The 18,701-nt window shown below is 56.4% G+C and carries 18 protein-coding genes; 7 read left to right on the top strand and 11 right to left on the bottom strand.

Going from position 1 to position 18,701, the window contains the following annotated elements; all coding sequences use genetic code 11:
• Window positions 1–29: 29 nt before the first annotated feature.
• The gene (gene bhsA, locus F8R23_RS16205; protein WP_112347154.1) at window positions 30–290 is read left to right on the top strand and encodes a multiple stress resistance protein BhsA; all 261 of its coding nucleotides are present in this window, start codon (window positions 30–32) and stop codon (window positions 288–290) included.
• Between the two features lie 56 nt (window positions 291–346).
• Here the strand turns inward: bhsA and F8R23_RS16200 are convergent, their stop codons facing one another.
• On the bottom strand, window positions 347–1,264 hold the full coding sequence (locus tag F8R23_RS16200; protein ID WP_129937215.1) for a LysR family transcriptional regulator: 918 nt from the start codon (window positions 1,262–1,264) through the stop codon (window positions 347–349).
• A 129-nt stretch (window positions 1,265–1,393) separates the two neighbouring features.
• Here F8R23_RS16200 and F8R23_RS16195 point away from each other — a divergent pair, with 129 nt between their 5' ends.
• A complete protein-coding gene (locus F8R23_RS16195; protein ID WP_129937214.1) occupies window positions 1,394–2,143 on the top strand; it encodes a 3-oxoacyl-ACP reductase family protein in 750 nt (249 codons plus the stop codon).
• An 83-nt stretch (window positions 2,144–2,226) separates the two neighbouring features.
• Window positions 2,227–3,777: an MltF family protein gene (locus F8R23_RS16190; protein ID WP_129937213.1), complete on the top strand. Its 1,551-nt coding sequence runs from the start codon at window positions 2,227–2,229 to the stop codon at window positions 3,775–3,777.
• Window positions 3,778–3,856: 79 nt separating this feature from the next.
• Here F8R23_RS16190 and ssb1 read toward each other — a convergent pair whose 3' ends face one another.
• The gene (gene ssb1, locus F8R23_RS16185) at window positions 3,857–4,402 is read right to left on the bottom strand and encodes a single-stranded DNA-binding protein SSB1 (protein WP_085119715.1); all 546 of its coding nucleotides are present in this window, start codon (window positions 4,400–4,402) and stop codon (window positions 3,857–3,859) included.
• A 277-nt stretch (window positions 4,403–4,679) separates the two neighbouring features.
• Here ssb1 and uvrA point away from each other — a divergent pair, with 277 nt between their 5' ends.
• Window positions 4,680–7,511: an excinuclease ABC subunit UvrA gene (gene uvrA / locus F8R23_RS16180; protein WP_112347163.1), complete on the top strand. Its 2,832-nt coding sequence runs from the start codon at window positions 4,680–4,682 to the stop codon at window positions 7,509–7,511.
• A gap of 222 nt (window positions 7,512–7,733) precedes the next feature.
• A complete protein-coding gene (locus F8R23_RS16175) occupies window positions 7,734–8,786 on the top strand; it encodes an NAD(P)-dependent alcohol dehydrogenase (RefSeq protein ID WP_099063616.1) in 1,053 nt (350 codons plus the stop codon).
• Window positions 8,787–8,824: 38 nt separating this feature from the next.
• Here the strand turns inward: F8R23_RS16175 and maa are convergent, their stop codons facing one another.
• The 5 genes from maa to F8R23_RS16150 all read right to left on the bottom strand — a co-directional run bounded on the left by maa (window position 8,825) and on the right by F8R23_RS16150 (window position 12,201).
• A complete protein-coding gene (maa, locus tag F8R23_RS16170; RefSeq protein WP_112347164.1) occupies window positions 8,825–9,382 on the bottom strand; it encodes a maltose O-acetyltransferase in 558 nt (185 codons plus the stop codon).
• 166 nt (window positions 9,383–9,548) lie between these two features.
• Complete coding sequence (locus tag F8R23_RS16165) at window positions 9,549–9,902, bottom strand: MmcQ/YjbR family DNA-binding protein (RefSeq protein ID WP_012147137.1); 354 nt, start codon at window positions 9,900–9,902, stop codon at window positions 9,549–9,551.
• 4 nt (window positions 9,903–9,906) lie between these two features.
• Entirely contained in the window at window positions 9,907–10,323 is a 417-nt protein-coding gene (locus tag F8R23_RS16160; RefSeq protein ID WP_017894193.1) for a secondary thiamine-phosphate synthase enzyme YjbQ, read from the bottom strand.
• A gap of 135 nt (window positions 10,324–10,458) precedes the next feature.
• On the bottom strand, window positions 10,459–11,652 hold the full coding sequence (locus F8R23_RS16155; protein ID WP_129937210.1) for an amino acid aminotransferase: 1,194 nt from the start codon (window positions 11,650–11,652) through the stop codon (window positions 10,459–10,461).
• An 81-nt stretch (window positions 11,653–11,733) separates the two neighbouring features.
• Entirely contained in the window at window positions 11,734–12,201 is a 468-nt protein-coding gene (locus F8R23_RS16150; RefSeq protein ID WP_099063584.1) for an Lrp/AsnC family transcriptional regulator, read from the bottom strand.
• A 214-nt stretch (window positions 12,202–12,415) separates the two neighbouring features.
• Here F8R23_RS16150 and F8R23_RS16145 point away from each other — a divergent pair, with 214 nt between their 5' ends.
• Window positions 12,416–13,183, top strand: a complete 768-nt coding sequence (locus F8R23_RS16145; RefSeq protein ID WP_099063585.1) for a transporter substrate-binding domain-containing protein — start codon at window positions 12,416–12,418, stop codon at window positions 13,181–13,183.
• A gap of 42 nt (window positions 13,184–13,225) precedes the next feature.
• On the opposite strand, the gene alr is transcribed toward F8R23_RS16145, so the two are convergent.
• The gene (gene alr, locus F8R23_RS16140) at window positions 13,226–14,305 is read right to left on the bottom strand and encodes an alanine racemase (protein WP_129937209.1); all 1,080 of its coding nucleotides are present in this window, start codon (window positions 14,303–14,305) and stop codon (window positions 13,226–13,228) included.
• A gap of 17 nt (window positions 14,306–14,322) precedes the next feature.
• On the bottom strand, window positions 14,323–15,747 hold the full coding sequence (gene dnaB / locus F8R23_RS16135; RefSeq protein WP_085119722.1) for a replicative DNA helicase: 1,425 nt from the start codon (window positions 15,745–15,747) through the stop codon (window positions 14,323–14,325).
• A 179-nt stretch (window positions 15,748–15,926) separates the two neighbouring features.
• Here dnaB and F8R23_RS16130 point away from each other — a divergent pair, with 179 nt between their 5' ends.
• Window positions 15,927–16,916, top strand: coding sequence for a quinone oxidoreductase (locus F8R23_RS16130; RefSeq protein WP_112347168.1), 990 nt, complete (start codon window positions 15,927–15,929; stop codon window positions 16,914–16,916).
• Between the two features lie 319 nt (window positions 16,917–17,235).
• On the opposite strand, the gene pspG is transcribed toward F8R23_RS16130, so the two are convergent.
• Window positions 17,236–17,454, bottom strand: coding sequence for an envelope stress response protein PspG (gene pspG / locus F8R23_RS16125; RefSeq protein ID WP_112347169.1), 219 nt, complete (start codon window positions 17,452–17,454; stop codon window positions 17,236–17,238).
• Between the two features lie 158 nt (window positions 17,455–17,612).
• Entirely contained in the window at window positions 17,613–18,623 is a 1,011-nt protein-coding gene (gene dusA, locus F8R23_RS16120; RefSeq protein WP_129937208.1) for a tRNA dihydrouridine(20/20a) synthase DusA, read from the bottom strand.
• Between the last annotated feature and the right edge of the window lie 78 nt (window positions 18,624–18,701).

The following is an 18,701-nucleotide window of genomic DNA, read 5'->3' as shown; positions in this document are numbered from 1 at the left end:
CACCTAAAAAATACCCTGAGGATTGAATCATGAAAAACATCAAAATTTTTGCTACTGCTCTGCTACTGACTACCGCCTCTTTCGCCAGCGTTGCTGCCGATCAGCCGACTAACCAGCCTGCGGCTAATGCCCAGAAAATCGGTGTGGTGTCCGTTAGCGGCGCTTCTAACCTGAGCACGCTGGAAACTGAACTGGCCAACAAAGCCGCAGCATCAGGCGCCAACTCTTACCGCATCATCTCCGCCGGTGGCCAGAACAAACTGTACGGCACCGCAGAAATCTTCAACTGATCGTCAGACAGTCAACTGACGGAAGAATGAAGCCCCGAAAGGGGCTTTTCTCGTTTCTAACGCGCGTCAAAGCGTGTCGCCAGCTTTTGCAGACGGAATTGTTCGGTGATGTAATCGACAAATACCCGGGTTTTGGTCGGCAGGAATTTGGTGGTGGGGAAGTACAGGCGCACGCTACCGCGATCGACATACCAGCCAGGCAAGACTCGCACCAGGCGGCCACTCTCCAGATAAGGCAGAGCGTTCGGCATGCTGATCAGCCCAATGCCCAGCCCCATTTCGGCAGCCCGTGCCGCCGCTTCCGGCTCATTGACCGTCATTTTTATCGTCATGGTCGGCGCGTGCTGCTCGTTATCCGCATTGCGCAGCGGCAGATTACGGATGCGCCCGGTTTGCGGTGAGCGAATAAAAATACCCGCATGACTCGCCAACTGTTCCGGCTGCTGAAGCGGCGGATGTTGTTGCAGATACGCCGTCGAAGCCACCAGCACACCGTGTGCCGGTGCCAGTTCGCGGGCGATCATCCCCTGAGCCAGCTCGATACCGCCGCCCATTGCCGCGTCAAAATGCTCGCCAATCAGATCAACCTGACGATTATCAAAATGCCAGTCTGGAACAATCGCCGGATAATGGGCAAGGAAGTCCGGCAGCATCGGCAAGACAAAATGCAGGCCGAAAGCTGTGCCCATACTGACCTTCAGTGTGCCCGCCGCGACCCCACCGCTACTGCTCAGGCCTTTCAAGGCGCACTGGATCGACAGCAATCCCCCGCTGACCTCCTGCAAAAAACGTTCGCCCTCTTCGGTCAGGGTCAATTTGCGCGTATTGCGCTGGAATAGCCGCACCCCCACCAACGACTCCAGTTTGGTAACGTTCTTCCCCACCGCCGCAGAACTGATCCCCAGCTTGCGACCGGCGGCAGAAAAACTGCCACTCTCTGCGCTACTGACAAAGCACTCCAGATGCCCGAGCATAATTTATTCCGTCGATTTCAAACCATTGGTTTAAGCTGATTATAGCTCTTTGTGGCTAGTTCCCAATTCGCGTTTCTCCGATACTGGACCGGTAGCTTTATTAACCTAATCCCACTCTGGAGAAACATCATGTCCGCAACTCTCTCTCTGCAAGGCAAAGTCGCATTCATTCAGGGCGGTTCACGCGGTATCGGTGCCGCCATCGCCAAACGCCTGGCGCGCGAAGGTGCCGCCGTGGCATTTACCTATGTCGCCTCTGCCGATAAAGCCGACGCATTGGTCAGCGAAATCACTTCTGCCGGCGGCAAGGCTTTGGCCATCAAGGCAGACAGTGCCGATGCCGCGGCTCTGCAGCAGGCGGTACGCCAGGCAGTAAACAGTCTGGGCAATCTGGATATTTTGGTGAACAACGCCGGTGTGCTGGCCATGGGCAGCACCGAAGAACTGCCGCTGGAAGATTTGGACCGTACGCTGGCGGTTAACGTACGCAGCGTGTTCGTCGCCAGCCAGGAAGCGGCGCGCCATATGAATGACGGTGGCCGCATCATCAATATTGGCAGCACCAACGCCGAACGTATGCCATTTGCCGGCGGCGCGGTGTATGCAATGAGCAAATCTGCGCTGGTCGGTCTGACCAAGGGTATGGCTCGCGATCTCGGCCCGCGCGGCATTACCGTCAATAACGTGCAGCCCGGCCCGGTAGATACCGATATGAACCCGGCCAACAGCGATTTTGCCGAGCAGTTGAAAGCGATGATGGCGATCAGCCGTTACGGCAAGGATGAAGAGATTGCCAGCTTCGTCGCCTACCTGGTTGGCCCCGAGGCAGGTTATATCACCGGCGCCAGCCTGAGCATTGACGGCGGCTTCTCGGCTTAATATCCCCAGATAATTAAAAAGCCCCTCTCGGGGCTTTTTTAGTTTGACTACAATGAAAAGACGCACCATTCGGAGTGTCTTCCATGAATGCCTTCTCTTCTCAACGATTGCTAGTCGCCTGCCTGGCATGTATCACGGCCATGCTGTTCGTCAGTTCGGTGCATGCAGCTCCGGTGAAGGAAAAGCCGCCGGCGCAGGAGGAGCGAGAGGCACTGGAAGTCAAAATGGTCGACATCATGCAGCCCTGGAAAGGAGATTTTCCCGGCATGCTCGACCGACGGGTGATCCGGGTGTTGACCACCTACAGCAAAACCTTTTTCTTCACCGTCAAGGGCACTCAGCGTGGCCTCACCCATGACATATTTATCGAGTTCGATCGCAACCTCAATCTCAAGTTGGCGAAGGATAAAAAGCTCAAACAACGCCATCTGAAGGTGCGCATCATCTTTGTGCCGGTAGCGCGCGATCAGCTACTCACGGCACTCAACGAAGGCAGAGGTGACATCATTGCTGCCAACCTCACGGTCACTCCCGCACGTCAGGAACTAGTGGCCTTCACCACGCCTCTTTACCCTAAAGTTCAGGAACTGTTGCTCTCTGGCCCCGCGTCGCCGAAGGTAGAAAACCTGGAGCAACTCTCCGGCAAGACGGTTTTTGTGCGTTTTTCATCGAGCTATCACGAAAGCCTGCTGGCCCTTAACGCGCGCTTTGCCAAAGAGTCACTTCCGCTCATGACCCTGGAAGCAGCTCCTGAATCGCTCGAAGATGAAGACCTGATCGAGATGCTGAACGCCGGTCTGATCCCGCTTATCGTGGTCGATCGCCACAAGGCCCTGTTCTGGAAACAGGTTTTCCCCAAAATTCAGGTGCACGAAAATGTGGTGCTGCGTGACGATGCCAACATCGCCTGGGCCGTTCGCAAGGAGAGTCCGCAGTTGCTCGCCCTGCTTAATGACTTCGTCAAGGACAACCGCCAGGGCAGCAAATTGGGCAACACCCTCCTGTTGCGCTACCTGAAGAGCGCCAAATATGTCAAAAATGCGGCGGCAGAGAGAGAACGCAGCAAGATGCTGGCGCTGGTAGACGTGTTCAGAAAATACGGCGATCAATATGATGTGGACTGGTTGCTGATGGTGGCTCAGGGTTATCAGGAGTCGCGCCTCAACCAGTCGGTCCGTAGCCGGGTAGGAGCCATCGGGGTGATGCAAGTGATGCCGAGCACAGGTAAGGAACTGAAAGTCGGTGACATCCGCAAGCTGGATCCCAATATCAATGCCGGGGTGAAATACATGCGCTGGATGATTGATCGCTACTACGCTGACGAACCGATGACCCCCCTCGACAAAGTGCTGTTCTCATTTGCCTCCTACAACGCCGGACCGGCCCGTATCGCCCGTCTGCGAACCGAAAGTGAGAAGCGCGGTTTTAACCCCAATGTCTGGTTTGGCAACGTGGAATACCTGGCCGCCGAGCGGATCGGGGCCGAGACAGTGACCTATGTCAGTAACATCTATAAGTACTACATCGCTTATCGCCTCATCATGGACGAACAGGGCCGCAAACAGCTGGCAATGGATAAAACCAGGAGTACGCCAGTACCAGAAAAGGCCAAAGGCTCCCCCGTCGAGCCGTGACTCTGGCGTGAAAGCGCTATCCCTTAAACACAAAAAAGCCCCTCTCGGGGCTTTTTCATCGGCTTCAGACAACCTGATATCAGAAAGGAATATCGTCGTCGAAGTCCATTGGTGGTTCGTTGCTGCTGGCTGCCGGCGCGTTGTTCTGCGCTGGGCGAGCCTGCTGGCCACCGCTGAACTGGTTGCCGCCCTGTGGCTGCTGAGGTTGACCCCAACCGCCCTGGCCACCCTGACCACCGGAAGCCTGGCCGCCGCCTGCAGGTGCACCGCCGCCTTGACGGCCGCCCAGCATCTGCATGGTGCCGCCAACGTTCACAACGATCTCAGTGGTGTATTTTTCTACGCCAGCCTGATCGGTCCATTTACGGGTCTGCAGAGCGCCCTCGATATACACCTGGGAACCTTTACGCAGATATTCGCCCGCAACTTCAGCCAGCTTGCCGAACAGCACCACGCGGTGCCACTCGGTCTTTTCTTTCTGCTCGCCAGTCGCCTTGTCACGCCAGCTTTCGGAGGTTGCCAGGGTAATGTTGGCCACTGCGCCGCCATTCGGCATGTAACGGACTTCTGGGTCTTGGCCCAGATTCCCGACCAGAATTACTTTGTTTACGCCTCTGCTGGCCATGAGAACTCTCCTGATGATTGATTTTTACACAGTATAAACGAGTAAGTTTAACACGCTCAGCCCGAAACGACACCCGTGTTGATAACTGCGTATTGTATTCCAGAATTGTCCTTTCTATCGACCTGATTGCATTCGTGTACTGGATATTCATTCAGGTTTTTTTGTGTCATAATTATGCGTTTCGTACTGGCTGTGCCGGTTTTTTGCGCGTTTGATCACAAAATCGCCCGTAAATCACCCAGACAGGCGCGGTGTATCATCAAGACGGGAAGTGTAAATGGACAATATCGAAGTTCGTGGTGCTCGGACCCATAATCTCAAAAACATCAACCTGATTATCCCGCGTGACAAGCTGATCGTCGTCACCGGTTTGTCCGGTTCAGGCAAGTCCTCGCTGGCCTTTGATACTCTGTATGCCGAAGGGCAGCGTCGCTACGTCGAGTCGCTCTCCGCCTATGCACGCCAGTTCCTTTCGCTGATGGAAAAGCCGGACGTCGACCACATTGAAGGTCTGTCACCGGCAATCTCCATTGAACAGAAGTCGACCTCACATAACCCGCGATCCACGGTCGGTACCATCACCGAGATCCACGATTATCTGCGCCTGCTATTTGCCCGCGTCGGTGAGCCACGCTGCCCGGAGCACCATGTGCCGCTGGCCGCGCAAACCGTCAGCCAGATGGTGGACAACGTGCTCAACCAGCCGGAAGGCAAACGTCTGATGTTGCTGGCCCCGGTGGTGAAAGACCGCAAGGGTGAGCACACCAAAACGCTGGAAAACCTGGCGACCCAGGGCTACATCCGTGCGCGTATCGACGGCGAAGTCTGCGATCTTTCCGATCCGCCAAAGCTGGAATTGCAGAAGAAGCACACCATCGAAGTGGTGGTCGATCGCTTCAAGGTCCGTGACGATCTGTCACAGCGCCTGGCGGAGTCCTTTGAGACTGCGCTGGAACTGTCCGGCGGCACTGCGGTAGTGGCTGATATGGACGATACAAAAGCCGATGAGCTGCTGTTCTCCGCCAACTTCGCCTGCCCCATCTGCGGCTACAGCATGCGCGAACTGGAGCCACGGCTATTCTCGTTCAACAACCCGGCCGGTGCCTGTCCGACCTGTGACGGCCTGGGGGTACAGCAGTTCTTCGATCCGGAGCGTGTGGTACAGAACCCCGAGCTTTCGCTGGCCGGCGGTGCGATCCGCGGCTGGGATCGCCGTAACTTCTATTACTTCCAGATGCTGCGTTCACTGGCAGAGCATTACGCGTTCGACGTCGAAGCGCCGTTCAACAGCCTGGATGCCAACGTGCAGAAAGCGGTACTGAGCGGCTCCGGCAAAGAGACCATCGAATTCAAATACATCAACGATCGCGGTGACACCACCGTGCGCCGCCATCCGTTCGAAGGCGTGCTGCACAACATGGAGCGCCGCTATAAAGAGACCGAATCGAGCGCAGTGCGTGAAGAGCTGGCGAAGTTTATCAGCAACCGCCCTTGCGCCTCGTGCCACGGCACCCGCCTGCGTGAAGAAGCACGTAACGTGTTCGTTGAAGACACCACGCTGCCGGAAATCTCCGATCTGAGCATCGGCCACGCCATGACCTTCTTCCAGAACATGAAGCTCAGTGGTCAACGCGCCCAGATTGCCGAGAAAGTGTTGAAGGAAATTGGCGATCGCCTGAAGTTCCTGGTGAACGTCGGCCTGAACTACCTATCACTGTCACGCTCGGCGGAAACCCTGTCCGGCGGTGAGGCGCAGCGCATCCGTCTGGCTAGCCAGATTGGTGCCGGCCTGGTGGGCGTGATGTACGTCCTGGATGAACCGTCAATCGGCCTGCATCAGCGCGACAACGAACGCCTGCTGGAAACGCTGATCCATCTGCGCAACCTCGGCAACACGGTGATCGTGGTAGAGCATGACGAAGATGCCATCCGCGCCGCCGATCACGTGATCGACATCGGCCCCGGTGCCGGTGTACACGGCGGCCAGGTGGTGGCAGAAGGCACCGTCGAAGACATCATGGCGCAGCCGGAATCACTGACCGGCCAGTTCCTCAGCGGCAAACGCGAAATTGCCATTCCTGAGCAGCGTGTGCCGGCCGATCCGACCAAGGTGCTGAAACTGAGCGGTGCGCGTGGCAACAACCTGAAAGACGTGACGCTGACGCTGCCGGTGGGGCTGTTTACCTGCATTACCGGGGTTTCCGGCTCGGGCAAGTCAACGCTGATCAACGACACGCTGTTCCCGATCGCCCAGCGCCAGCTCAACGGTGCCACCCTTGCCGAACCGGCCCCGTTCCGCGAAGTGACCGGCCTGGAGCATTTCGACAAGGTGATCGACATCGATCAAAGCCCAATCGGTCGTACTCCTCGATCTAACCCGGCGACCTACACCGGTATCTTCACTCCGGTGCGTGAGCTGTTTGCCGGCGTACCCGAGTCGCGTAGCCGCGGCTACAACCCGGGCCGTTTCAGCTTTAACGTTAAGGGCGGCCGCTGCGAAGCCTGCCAGGGCGACGGTGTGATCAAGGTGGAAATGCACTTCCTGCCAGACATCTACGTGCCGTGCGACCAGTGCAAAGGCAAACGCTATAACCGTGAAACGCTGGAAGTGAAGTACAAAGGCAAAAGCATTCACGAAGTGCTGGAGATGACCATCGAGGAAGCACGTGAATTCTTCGACGCAGTCCCGGCGTTGGCGCGCAAGCTGCAAACCTTGATGGAAGTTGGCCTATCGTATATCCGTCTCGGCCAGTCGGCGACCACGCTGTCCGGCGGTGAGGCGCAGCGCGTCAAACTGGCTCGTGAGCTGTCAAAACGCGGGACCGGCCAAACGCTGTATATCCTGGATGAACCGACCACCGGTCTGCACTTCGCCGATATCCAGCAACTGCTGGCGGTGCTGCATCAACTGCGCGATCAGGGCAATACCATCGTGGTGATTGAGCACAACCTGGACGTGATTAAAACCGCGGACTGGATTGTCGACCTGGGGCCGGAAGGCGGCAGCGGCGGCGGCGAGATCCTGGTTGCCGGTACGCCGGAAACCGTGGCTAACTGTGAAGCTTCGCATACCGCACGCTTCCTCAAGCCGTTACTGAAGAAGAAATAATCCCTGCCCGGCGGGCCGTTCCTGTGATGGCCCGCGCTATTTCCTGTTTCGCTCAAATTGAACAGAAACAGGCAAGATTTAGACATTTTCAGGCATTTCCCTCCCCGCTCGCAGCTTTTATCATCAATGTTCCCTCTGTGGCCACCTGCTGTATTCAGGCCGCGTCTCACCGGTATCCTGCTGCCGGAAGCCATGCCCTACCCACTGATGACTGGAGTGACCATGAACATTACGCACGCCTATGCCGCGCACGACGCCAAGTCCGCGCTCGTTCCTTTTGATTACACGCCGCGCGTCCTGCGCGACCACGATGTACAAATCAACGTTCTGTTCTGTGGCGTTTGCCATTCTGATCTGCACCAGGCCCGCAACGAATGGAGCAACACGATTTTCCCGGTGGTGCCCGGCCACGAAATTGTTGGCCGCGTGAGCGCCGTCGGCAACCATGTTTCACGTTATCAGGTCGGCGATTTGGTCGGCGTGGGTTGCATGGTGGATTCCTGCCGTAGCTGTCCGAGCTGTGAGGAAGGGCTGGAGCAATACTGTGAAAACGGCTTTACCGGCACCTATAACGGTCAGGATCGGCAAACCGGCGCCATCACCTACGGTGGCTATTCAACCGCGATGGTGGTGGATCAGGACTTTGTACTGCGGGTGCCGGAAAATCTCGATCCGGCCGGTGTAGCTCCGCTGCTGTGCGCCGGTATTACCACTTACTCCCCGTTGCGCCAATGGGGGGCCGGTCCCGGTAAAAAGGTCGGCATCGTGGGTCTCGGTGGGCTGGGGCATATGGGCGTCAAATTGGCCCGGGCGATGGGCGCGCATGTGGTGCTGTTCACTACATCTCAGTCCAAAGTGGAGGACGCCAAGCGCCTCGGAGCCCACGAAGTGGTGATCTCCCGCAACCCGGAAGAGATGGCGCAGCACACCAACAGCTTCGACTTTATTCTTAACACGGTGGCCGCCCAGCACGATCTGAACCCGTTCCTTAACCTGCTGCATCGCGACGGCACCCTGACGCTGGTTGGTGCGCCGGAACACGACCATCCATCACCGCAGGTGTTTAACCTGATTATGAAGCGCCGCCGCATCGCCGGTTCGCTGATCGGCGGTATTGCAGAAACCCAGGAGATGCTGGATTTCTGTGGTCAGCACGGTATTACCTCAGACATCGAACTGATCCCGATGCAGCAGATCAACCAGGCCTACGAGCGGATGCTGAAAAGCGACGTAAAATACCGTTTCGTGGTGGATATCAACTCGCTGCGAGCTTAACTCTAAGGGCGCCATTCATTGTGGCGCCCGATTTTTGCTTACAGTTGTTTAATCACCCGTGCCGGGTTGCCGCCGACCACGCAGTTGGCCGGCACATCTTTAGTGACCACCGCCCCGGATGCCACCACCACGTTATCCCCCAGAGTCACGCCAGGGTTAATCACCGCCCGACCGCCAATCCACACGTTGTCGCCAATGTGCACCGGTTTGCCGAACTCCGCCCCGCCAACGCGGGTTTCCGCATCCAGCGGATGGGTAGCGGTATAGATATGCACTCCCGGTGCCAGCATGCAGTTATCACCGATATGCACTTCACACACGTCGAGGATCACGCAGTCAAAATTGGCGTAGAAGTTTTTACCCAGGAAAATGTTGTAACCGTAATCGCAGCGAAAAGTCGGCTCGATGGTTCCTCCCTGATACCGGCCCAGCAGCTCGGCCAACCCCTGTTTACGCAGGTCAGCCTCGTCCGGGGAAGAATGGTTGTAATGGTGTACCAACTGGCGTGCTCGTTTGCGCTCGCTGCGCAGTAACTCGTCACCGGCGTCATACAGCTCACCGGCAATCATCTTGCGTTTCTCTTCACTCATGGCCATCTGACGGCATCCTTTGGTCTGGTGGTTTATCGAGTATAAAAGCCTAGCCGTTTCCGGCAGACAATCAACGGGGAACGTTCCCATTATCGAGTCGAGATCACAATTTGGCCGACAAAAGAAAGGATGAGTTATGGGAAAAGGCAGGCGACACGCCTGCCCTCAATGCTTAAGCGCGCAGTTCCTGGCGCACGTGGTCAGGTAACCCTTCAAGCACCAACTGATATGAACTGTCGATCAGGGTATAAAACTGCGAGTTGGGCAAGTTGCCGTCGAGAAACACCGTATTCCAGTGCGCTTTGTTCAGCCGCTCGCAGGCGACAATCTCCGGATGGTGTTCCCGCAGGCTTTCCGCCAGTTCCGGACTGGATTTAACCGCCAGCGCCGGCCGCCCCTGCACCTCGCACACCATGGCGAACATCACGTCGCCGACTTTGATCTGACTGGCCTGCCACTGGTTCTGATCGCTCTGTTCCGCGCCCGGCTTCGCCATGCAGTATTCCAGCAGTGCTGTGTTATTCATTGGGTTATTCCCCCTGTAACGTGGCCACAACACGGCGTGAACCGCCGTGAATGCGGTGCTCCCCCAGCCAAATTCCCTGCCATGTGCCCAGCATCAGTCGCCCGTGACCGACAGGCAGCGTCAAGGACGTGCCCAACAGAGAGGATTTGATGTGTGCCGGCATGTCGTCCGGCCCTTCATAGTCGTGCTGATAGGGTGCGTTCTCTGGCACCTGACGCAGGAAATGCTGCTCCATGTCGGCTCGCACCGTAGGATCGCAGTTCTCGTTCAGCGTCAGCGAGGCCGAGGTATGTTGCAACAACAGATGCAACAGGCCAGTTTGCAGGCGGTGTAAGTGGGTTAGCTGGTCGGTAATCTCTTCGGTAACCAGATGAAAACCACGCGCTTTTGCGCTGAGGATTAGCGTTTGCTGATGCCACATGAGTGAGCGCCCCTCAATCAGTATATTCTCTATCCAGTTTGCGGCAACTCCGGCGGCAAACCGACAACAAAAAAGGGAGCGATATCGCTATCGCTCCCTTCGCATTACGATGAACGTTAATTCACCCTAACAATATTACTGCACTGCGGCAAACGCCTCGGCCACCTGATGCACGTTGTTATGGTTCAGGCCGGCCATGCAAACACGGCCGCTGTGGATTAGGTACACGCCGAACTCTTCACGCAGGCGATCAACCTGTGCCGCGCTGAAGCCGGTGTAACTGAACATGCCGCGCTGTTCCAGCAGGTAATCGAAGTTACGCTGTGGCAGAGCAACTTTCAGCGCTTCCACCAGCGTTTTACGCATCTCAAGAATACGGGTGCGCATGGTTTCCACTTCTGCCAGCCATTGGGCCTTCAGTTGCGTATCGTTCAGCACCTTCGCTACCACCTGCGCACCGAAATTCGGCGGGCTGGAATAGTTGCGACGTACCGTGGCCTTCAGTTGGCCCAGTACGCGCCCGGCCGCCTCTTCGCTTTCGCAAACCACCGACAGACCGCCAACGCGTTCGCCATACAGCGAGAAGATTTTCGAGAACGAATTACTCACCAGGCATGGCAGACCGGCGGCGGCGATAGAGCGAATGGCATAAGCATCTTCATTAATGCCGCCGCCAAAGCCCTGATAGGCGATATCGAGGAACGGGATCAGTTCACGTTCGGCGATCACCTTGACCACTTCATCCCACTGAGCATTGGACAAGTCAGAACCGGTCGGATTATGGCAACACGGGTGCAGCAGCGCGATGCTGTGCTTCGGCAGTTGTTTCAACGCGCTCAGCATGGCGTCAAACTTCACGCCCAGACTTTCACTGTCGAAGTACGGATAGGTGTTCACCTTGAAGCCGGCACCGCCAAAGATGGCGATGTGGTTTTCCCAGGTCGGATCGCTGACCCACACCTGCGAATCCGGGAAGTAGCTTTTCAGGAAGTCGGCACCGACTTTCAGCGCGCCAGAACCGCCCACGGTCTGAATGGTGGCGATGCGGCCTTGTTGCAACATCGGGTGCTCGGCACCGAACAACAAGTGCTGAATGGCAGTACGGTAAGGCAGCAGGCCTTCCATCGGCAGGTATACTGACGCACCGTGATCCGCGCTATTCAGCTGCGTTTCCGCTGCGGCCACCGCTTTCATCTGCGGGATAATGCCCTGCTCATCATAGTAAAGGCCGATACTCAGGTTAACCTTGTGCGCACGGGGGTCTTTTTTGAATTTTTCCATCAGCGACAGGATCGGGTCACCTGCATAGGCATCAACGTTCTGGAACACGGGTTGTTCTCCTGGATTATTGTGGGTCGGGCACAGCGTTATGTTCCTAATATAGACGGAAAACGGCGATCGGTTTTAGCTTTATCTCGCCACCGGCAGCAAACCATTTTCCTTGATTCGATTGAGCACCACCGCCGTTTTGATATGCGCCACGCTTTTGTGCCGCGAGAGCGTCTGGCTAATCAGGTCATCCAGCGCCGGCAGGTCTGCCACCGCCACCTTCAGCAGATAATCGGCATCGCCGGTAGTTTTATAGGCGTCAAGAATAGCGTCCACTTCTTCCAGCATCTGGTGGAAACTGTCGATCTGCTCCTGACCGTGTTGGGTCAGGCTGACTTCTATCAGCCCCACCAGCCCCAGCCCAACGGCCTCCGGTGCCAGCCGTGCATGGTAGCCGCGGATCAGCTGCGCCTGCTCCAGGCTGATACGCCGCCGGGAACACTGGGAAGCCGACAGCCCCACCAGATCGCTCAGTTCCTGATTGGTCAGGCGACCATTGGCCTGTAACAGCGTCAGGATTTTCATATCAAAATCGTCAATGTTGTACATAGCCACCTGTAAACTGTGTTAATAAATGTTGACGTTACAGCCTATCAGTTTTTTGACTGTGGATACCCTTCCCCCGCCGAGGTTGTGAAGCGCACAGCAGCAATGCCGAACGTTTCCACCTGCTAATGGCATAAAAAGTGGGTAACTCGCGCAAGTCAGCAACAATGAACGGCTAAAGCGCGCATAAAACCACGAATGTATAAAAAGGACGCCGATGAAAAAGTTATTACCTCTCGCACTACTGATAGCCGCCGGGAGCGCCAGCGCCCAGTCGCACCTGGATAAGGTGATACAACAAGGCGCACTGGAAGTGTGCACCACCGGTGATTACAAGCCCTACACCTTCCTGAAAGAAGACGGCAGCTATGAAGGCATTGATATCGACATGGCGGAATCGCTGGCCAAGAGTCTGGGAGCCAAGGTGAAATGGGTGAAAACCAGTTGGAAAACCCTGACACCGGATTTTGTTGCCGGTAAATGCGACATTGCCATGGGCGGTATTTCCGTCACGCTACAGCGGCAAAGGCAGGTGTTCTTCGCCGACATGCTGGATACCGACGGCAAGATCCCGCTGGTGCGCTGCACTGATGTGAAGAAATACCGCACCATCGACCAGATCAATAAACCCTCCGTGCGCCTGCTGGAGCCGGCGGGTGGTACCAACGAAGCCTTCGTGCATGCCTATCTGCCCAAAGCCAAGCTGACGTTGACCCATGATAACGTGGGGATTTTCCAGCAGTTGGTCGACAAGAAAGCCGATGTGATGATCACCGACGCCTCCGAGGCGCTGTATCAGCAAAAACGTTATCCGAAGCTGTGCGCGGTTAATCCCAAAAAACCGATGCAGTACGGCGAGAAGGCCTACATGCTGCCGCGTGATGATTTGAGCTGGAAACTCTATGTGGATCAGTGGCTGCACCTGTCCAAAGCGACCGGTGAGTATCAGAGCATTATCGATCGGTGGTTGGCGGTAAAGAAGTAACGCGTTAATGATTGGGACCGGCAGGCGCCGGCCCCTCACAGACTATTCGCCGATGTATTCCATCGACACACGCTGCGTCAGTTTGGTAATCAGTTCATAAGCGCTGATGCCGGTGCAGTCGGCAATACGTTCAACCGGCAACGCCTGGCCCCACAGCACCACTTCATCGCCGACCTTGTCGGTAGCATCCGGCCCGAGGTCGACCGACATCATGTCCATCGACACCCGGCCCACGATCGGCACTTCACGGCCGTTAAGCCATACCGGTGTCCCCGTAGGTGCACTGCGCGGGTAGCCGTCGCCATAACCCATGGCTACCACGCCCAAACGCGTATCGCCTGCGCTGATCCAGGTGCCGCCGTAGCCCACCGGCTCACCGGCCTTGTGCTCGCGCACCGCGATCAGGTTAGATTTAAGCGTCATGGCCGGTTGCAGGTCATACTGACAGCCTTTGGAACCTTCCATCGGCGAGACGCCGTACAGGATAATACCTGGGCGTACCCATTCATTGTGCGCATCCGGCCACAGCAGGGTTCCGCCGGAGGCGGCGATCGAACGTTGCCCCGGTTTGCCGGTGGCAAAGCTTTCAAAACACTGCATTTGTTTCAGCGTTGTATCAGACTCAGGTTCATCGGCGCGACTGAAGTGACTCATGATATTAACCGGCTGCACCACGTTACGGCAGGCGCTCAGACGTTGGTAGAACGCCTCGGCCTGTTCCGGACGCACGCCCAGGCGATGCATGCCGGTATCCAGCTTCATCCACACCGGTACCGGCCGCGCCAGCGTGGCCTGTTCCAGCGCTTCAAGTTGTTCAATGCTGTGTACCGCGGTTTCGATATTATTAGCTACCAATACCGGCAGATCTTCGGCGGAGAAAAAACCTTCCAGCATCAGGATCGGTTTGACGATGCCGCCGGAGCGCAGCATCAGCGCCTCGCCAATGCGCGCCACGCCGTAGCAGTCGGCGTCTTGCAGGGTGTGCGCTGTTTCCAGCAGGCCATGTCCATAAGCGTTTGCTTTCACAACGGCAATCAGGCGACTTTGTGGCGCCTGACGGCGCACCTGTTGCAGATTATGTCGCAGAGCGCGGCGGTCGATTACAGCGGTTGCCGCTTTCATTTCACATCCTTAGCTGATTATTCGTCATCATATTGTGGTCCCGCGTAGTTATCGAAACGCGACCACTGGCCGTTAAAGGTCAGGCGTACGGAACCGATTGGACCGTTACGCTGCTTACCCAGAATAATTTCGGCAATCCCTTTCAGATCGCTGTTCTCGTGATAAACCTCATCACGGTAGATGAACATAATCAGGTCGGCATCCTGCTCGATGGAACCGGACTCACGCAGGTCGGAGTTGACCGGGCGCTTGTCGGCACGCTGCTCCAGGCTTCGGTTCAACTGCGACAGCGCCACCACCGGCACCTGCAGTTCTTTCGCCAGCGCCTTCAGCGAGCGAGAAATTTCGGCGATTTCCAGCGTACGGTTGTCGGACAGGGACGGCACGCGCATCAGTTGCAGGTAGTCGATCATGATCAGGCTCAGACCGTCATGCTCACGGAAAATACGCCGCGCACGGGAGCGAACTTCGGTTGGCGTCAGGCCAGAGGAGTCATCAATGTACATATTGCGCTTCTCCAGCAGGATACCCATGGTGCTGGAAATACGCGCCCAGTCCTCGTCATCAAGCTGGCCGGTACGGATGCGCGTTTGGTCTACGCGCGACAGCGACGCCAGCATACGCATCATGATCTGGTTACCTGGCATCTCGAGGCTGAAGATCAGCACCGGTTTTTCCTGCGTCATCGCGGCGTGTTCACACAGGTTCATGGCGAAGGTGGTTTTACCCATCGAAGGACGGGCGGCGACGATGATCAGATCCGATTTCTGCAAACCGGCGGTTTTCTTATTGAGATCCTGGTAGCCGGTATCTACCCCGGTGACACCGTCGTGCGGCTGCTGATACAGCTGTTCGATACGCGCAACGGTATCTTCCAGGATGCGCTCGATGCCTTTCGGGCCTTCATCTTTACTGGCGCGGTTTTCCGCGATTTGGAACACCCGGGATTCGGCCAGATCGAGCAGATCTTCACTGCTGCGGCCCTGCGGATCGTAACCCGCATCGGCGATCTCATTAGCCACTGAGATCATTTCACGCACTACCGCACGTTCACGTACGATATCTGCATAAGCACCGATGTTGGCAGCACTTGGGGTATTTTTCGATAATTCAGCCAGGTAAGCGAAACCGCCGACGGAATCCAGTTCGCCCCGCTGTTCCAGTGATTCGGACAGGGTGATCAGATCGATCGGTCGACTCATTTCCAGCAGGCGCTGCATCTCGGTAAAGATCAGGCGGTGCGGGCGACTGAAGAAATCGTTGGAGACTACGCGTTCCGACACGTTGTCCCAGCGTTCGTTATCCAGCATCAAACCGCCCAACACGGACTGTTCCGCCTCCAGCGAATGTGGCGGCATCTTCAGCCCTTCCATCTGGCGATCTCGTGGGCGATCTCTGGCTTCGTCTGCGTTTGTTCTGTTGGTTGGTTTTTTTCCTGCCATGAAACGTATTCTTTATCCGGTGGCGAATGGAGGATCCTGACGCGAGAGTATACGTGATTTTTATCTGTGATTCCTGCGCATAACCGATGCAAAAAAGGTATCAATCCGCAACAGGGCAAACTGGATAGTCGATGCTAAAACGCGTAGGGTGAAATCAGACTCCCACACGAGGTAATGAAATGGCAAAGCGCATCCAATTCTCCGCCACCGGCGGCCCGGAAGTATTGCAATACGTTGATTTTACCCCCGTAGACCCGGCAGCCGGTGAGGTGCAGGTCGAGAACAAGGCGATCGGCATCAACTATATCGACACCTACGTCCGCAGCGGTCTGTACCCGCCCGCCAAGCTGCCGAGTGGGTTGGGTACCGAAGCGGCCGGGGTGGTGATCAAGGTCGGTACCGGCGTCAGCGCAGTGAAACCGGGTGACCGGGTGGTTTACGCACAGTCAACGCTTGGCGCTTACAGCGAAGTCCACAATGTTGCGGTAGAAAAAGTGGCGCTGTTGCCGCATAACCTGAGTTTTGAGCAGGGGGCGGCCTCCTTCCTGAAAGGGCTGACGGTGCATTATTTGCTGCGCCAGACCCATGAGGTACAACCGGGCGAAGTGTTCCTGTTCCATGCCGCCGCGGGCGGTGTCGGGCTGATTGCCTGCCAGTGGGCCAAAGCGCTTGGAGCCAAACTGATCGGCAGCGTCGGCTCCGACGAAAAGGCCGAACTGGCAAAACACGCCGGCGCCTGGGCAACCATCAATTACCATAAGGAAGATATCGCCCAACGCGTGGCTGAACTGACACAGGGCGAGAAAGTCGGCGTAGTGTACGACTCGGTAGGCCAAAGTACCTGGCAGGCCTCGCTTAACAGCCTGAAACGCCGTGGCCTAATGGTCAGCTTCGGCAATGCCTCCGGCCCGGTCACCGGCGTCGATCTGGCGCTGCTTAACCAAAAAGGCTCGCTGTACGTCACCCGCCCTTCGCTTAACGGCTACATTACCAACCGGGCTGAGCTGCAATATGCCAGCAATGAGCTATTTTCGTTGATTGGCAGCGGGGCTATCAAGGTCGACGTGAAGGAAGAGCAAAAGTTTGCGCTGGCCGATGCGCAACGTGCGCATCAGGTGCTGGAAAGCCGTAACACCAGCGGTTCAAGCCTGCTGATCCCCGGTCGCTGAGTTCCTCATATCGCTGGATTTTGACCAACAAAAAGGGCTCCGTTAGGAGCCCTTTTTGTTACTGCGTTTGTAGGGGTAGAGCAGAGTCCGCCCGAGACAGCGGGTTGCTTGAGCAACACTCGTATTGGGTCAATGTCTCTTGCGGTGATGAAATCGGTCGCATCGCTGCATCGACAAATATCCTAACAGCCCGGAAAGGCAAAAAACACGGCTAATACGCCGCATTAACATTTAAAATACCAAGCTGTGATCGCCGCCGCATTCAGAGCAAGTCTGTTGCGTAGATTTCAGCGTGACTGACTGATTATTCGGCAAAAAATCAGTAGCGGCGTATTTGCGGTTTCTGCATCGAACGGTAGACCCAAACGACCACCACCGCCAAAATCAGCCACGGCAACAGCTTAATCACCATCGCAAACAGGCCACCGATCAGCATAAACGCCGCTGCCACCAATAACGCGGCGAACACACCCAGCAGCGAAACCCCAGTCACCATCAGCATGACGACAAAACCGACCAGAAAGAAGAGTTCCAACATGATTTTGCTCCTTCGCAAAACAAAGTATCTGCTGAGCTATTACAAAAAGCGTGCCAAAACTGCGTAAAAACTAAGTCATTGAAATTAAAAAAAAGGCATATCACATAACGCGACATGCCTGGTCAAAACAACTAACTTTTAGTCAGATTTTATCTCTGTCATGCCATCTCGGTACGCGGTAAGCGCACCAGGTCCAGTGCCTGCTCAACCACCCGGACATCGGCCCCTGGTTTGTGGGCATTTTCGCTCAAATGTCGGCGCCACTGGCGCGCACCCGGGATCCCCTGGAACAGGCCCAGAATATGGCGGGTAATATGGCCCAAATAGGTGCCGCTCGACAGTTCACGTTCGATGTAAGGGTACAGCGACTCAATAATCGCCACGCTGTCCATCACGTCGGTCTGGCGACCGAATAGTTCGCTGTCGACCCGCGCCAGAATACCTGGGTTCTGATAGGCTTCGCGCCCCATCATCACACCATCCAGGTGCTGCAGGTGCTCCTTCGCCTCTTCCAGCGTTTTTACCCCGCCATTTATGGCCAGAGTCAACGTTGGAAAATCACGTTTAAGCTGATAGACGCGCGGATAGTCGAGCGGCGGCACTTCGCGGTTCTCTTTCGGGCTCAGGCCAGACAGCCAGGCCTTGCGCGCATGAATGGTGAACATGTCGCACTCGCCGCGCCCGGCCACGGTGGCGATAAAATCACACAGGAACTCGTAGCTGTCCTGGTCGTCGATGCCGATACGGGTTTTTACCGTCACCGGGATCGACACCACGTCACGCATCGCCTTGATGCAATCGGCAACCAGCGTTGCCTGCCCCATCAGACAGGCCCCAAACATGCCATTCTGCACCCGATCGGACGGACAACCGACGTTGAGGTTAATCTCGTCGTAGCCGCGCTGCTCGGCCAATTTGGCACAGTGTGCCAGGGCGGCCGGATCGCTGCCGCCCAATTGCAGCGCCACCGGATGTTCTTCTTCGCTGTAAGCCAGATAGTCACCCTTGCCGTGGATAATCGCGCCGGTAGTCACCATCTCGGTGTACAGCAGCGTTTCCTTGGTCAGCAGGCGGTGGAAGTAACGGCAATGACGATCGGTCCAGTCGAGCATCGGCGCGATGGAGAAACGATTGGCGGCGTATTTTGGGGCGTTGTTGTCTGTCGTCATGCTGGGCTACTGGCTACCTGATTCTGTCTGGTTTCAACGAACGGCGTACTGCCGCAAACGGCTATTATAACGACAATC

This window comes from Serratia proteamaculans (assembly GCF_008830365.1).
In the GTDB taxonomy this organism is placed as follows: Bacteria; Pseudomonadota; Gammaproteobacteria; order Enterobacterales; family Enterobacteriaceae; genus Serratia; species Serratia proteamaculans.
This window is presented reverse-complemented; position numbering and strand designations above follow the sequence as displayed.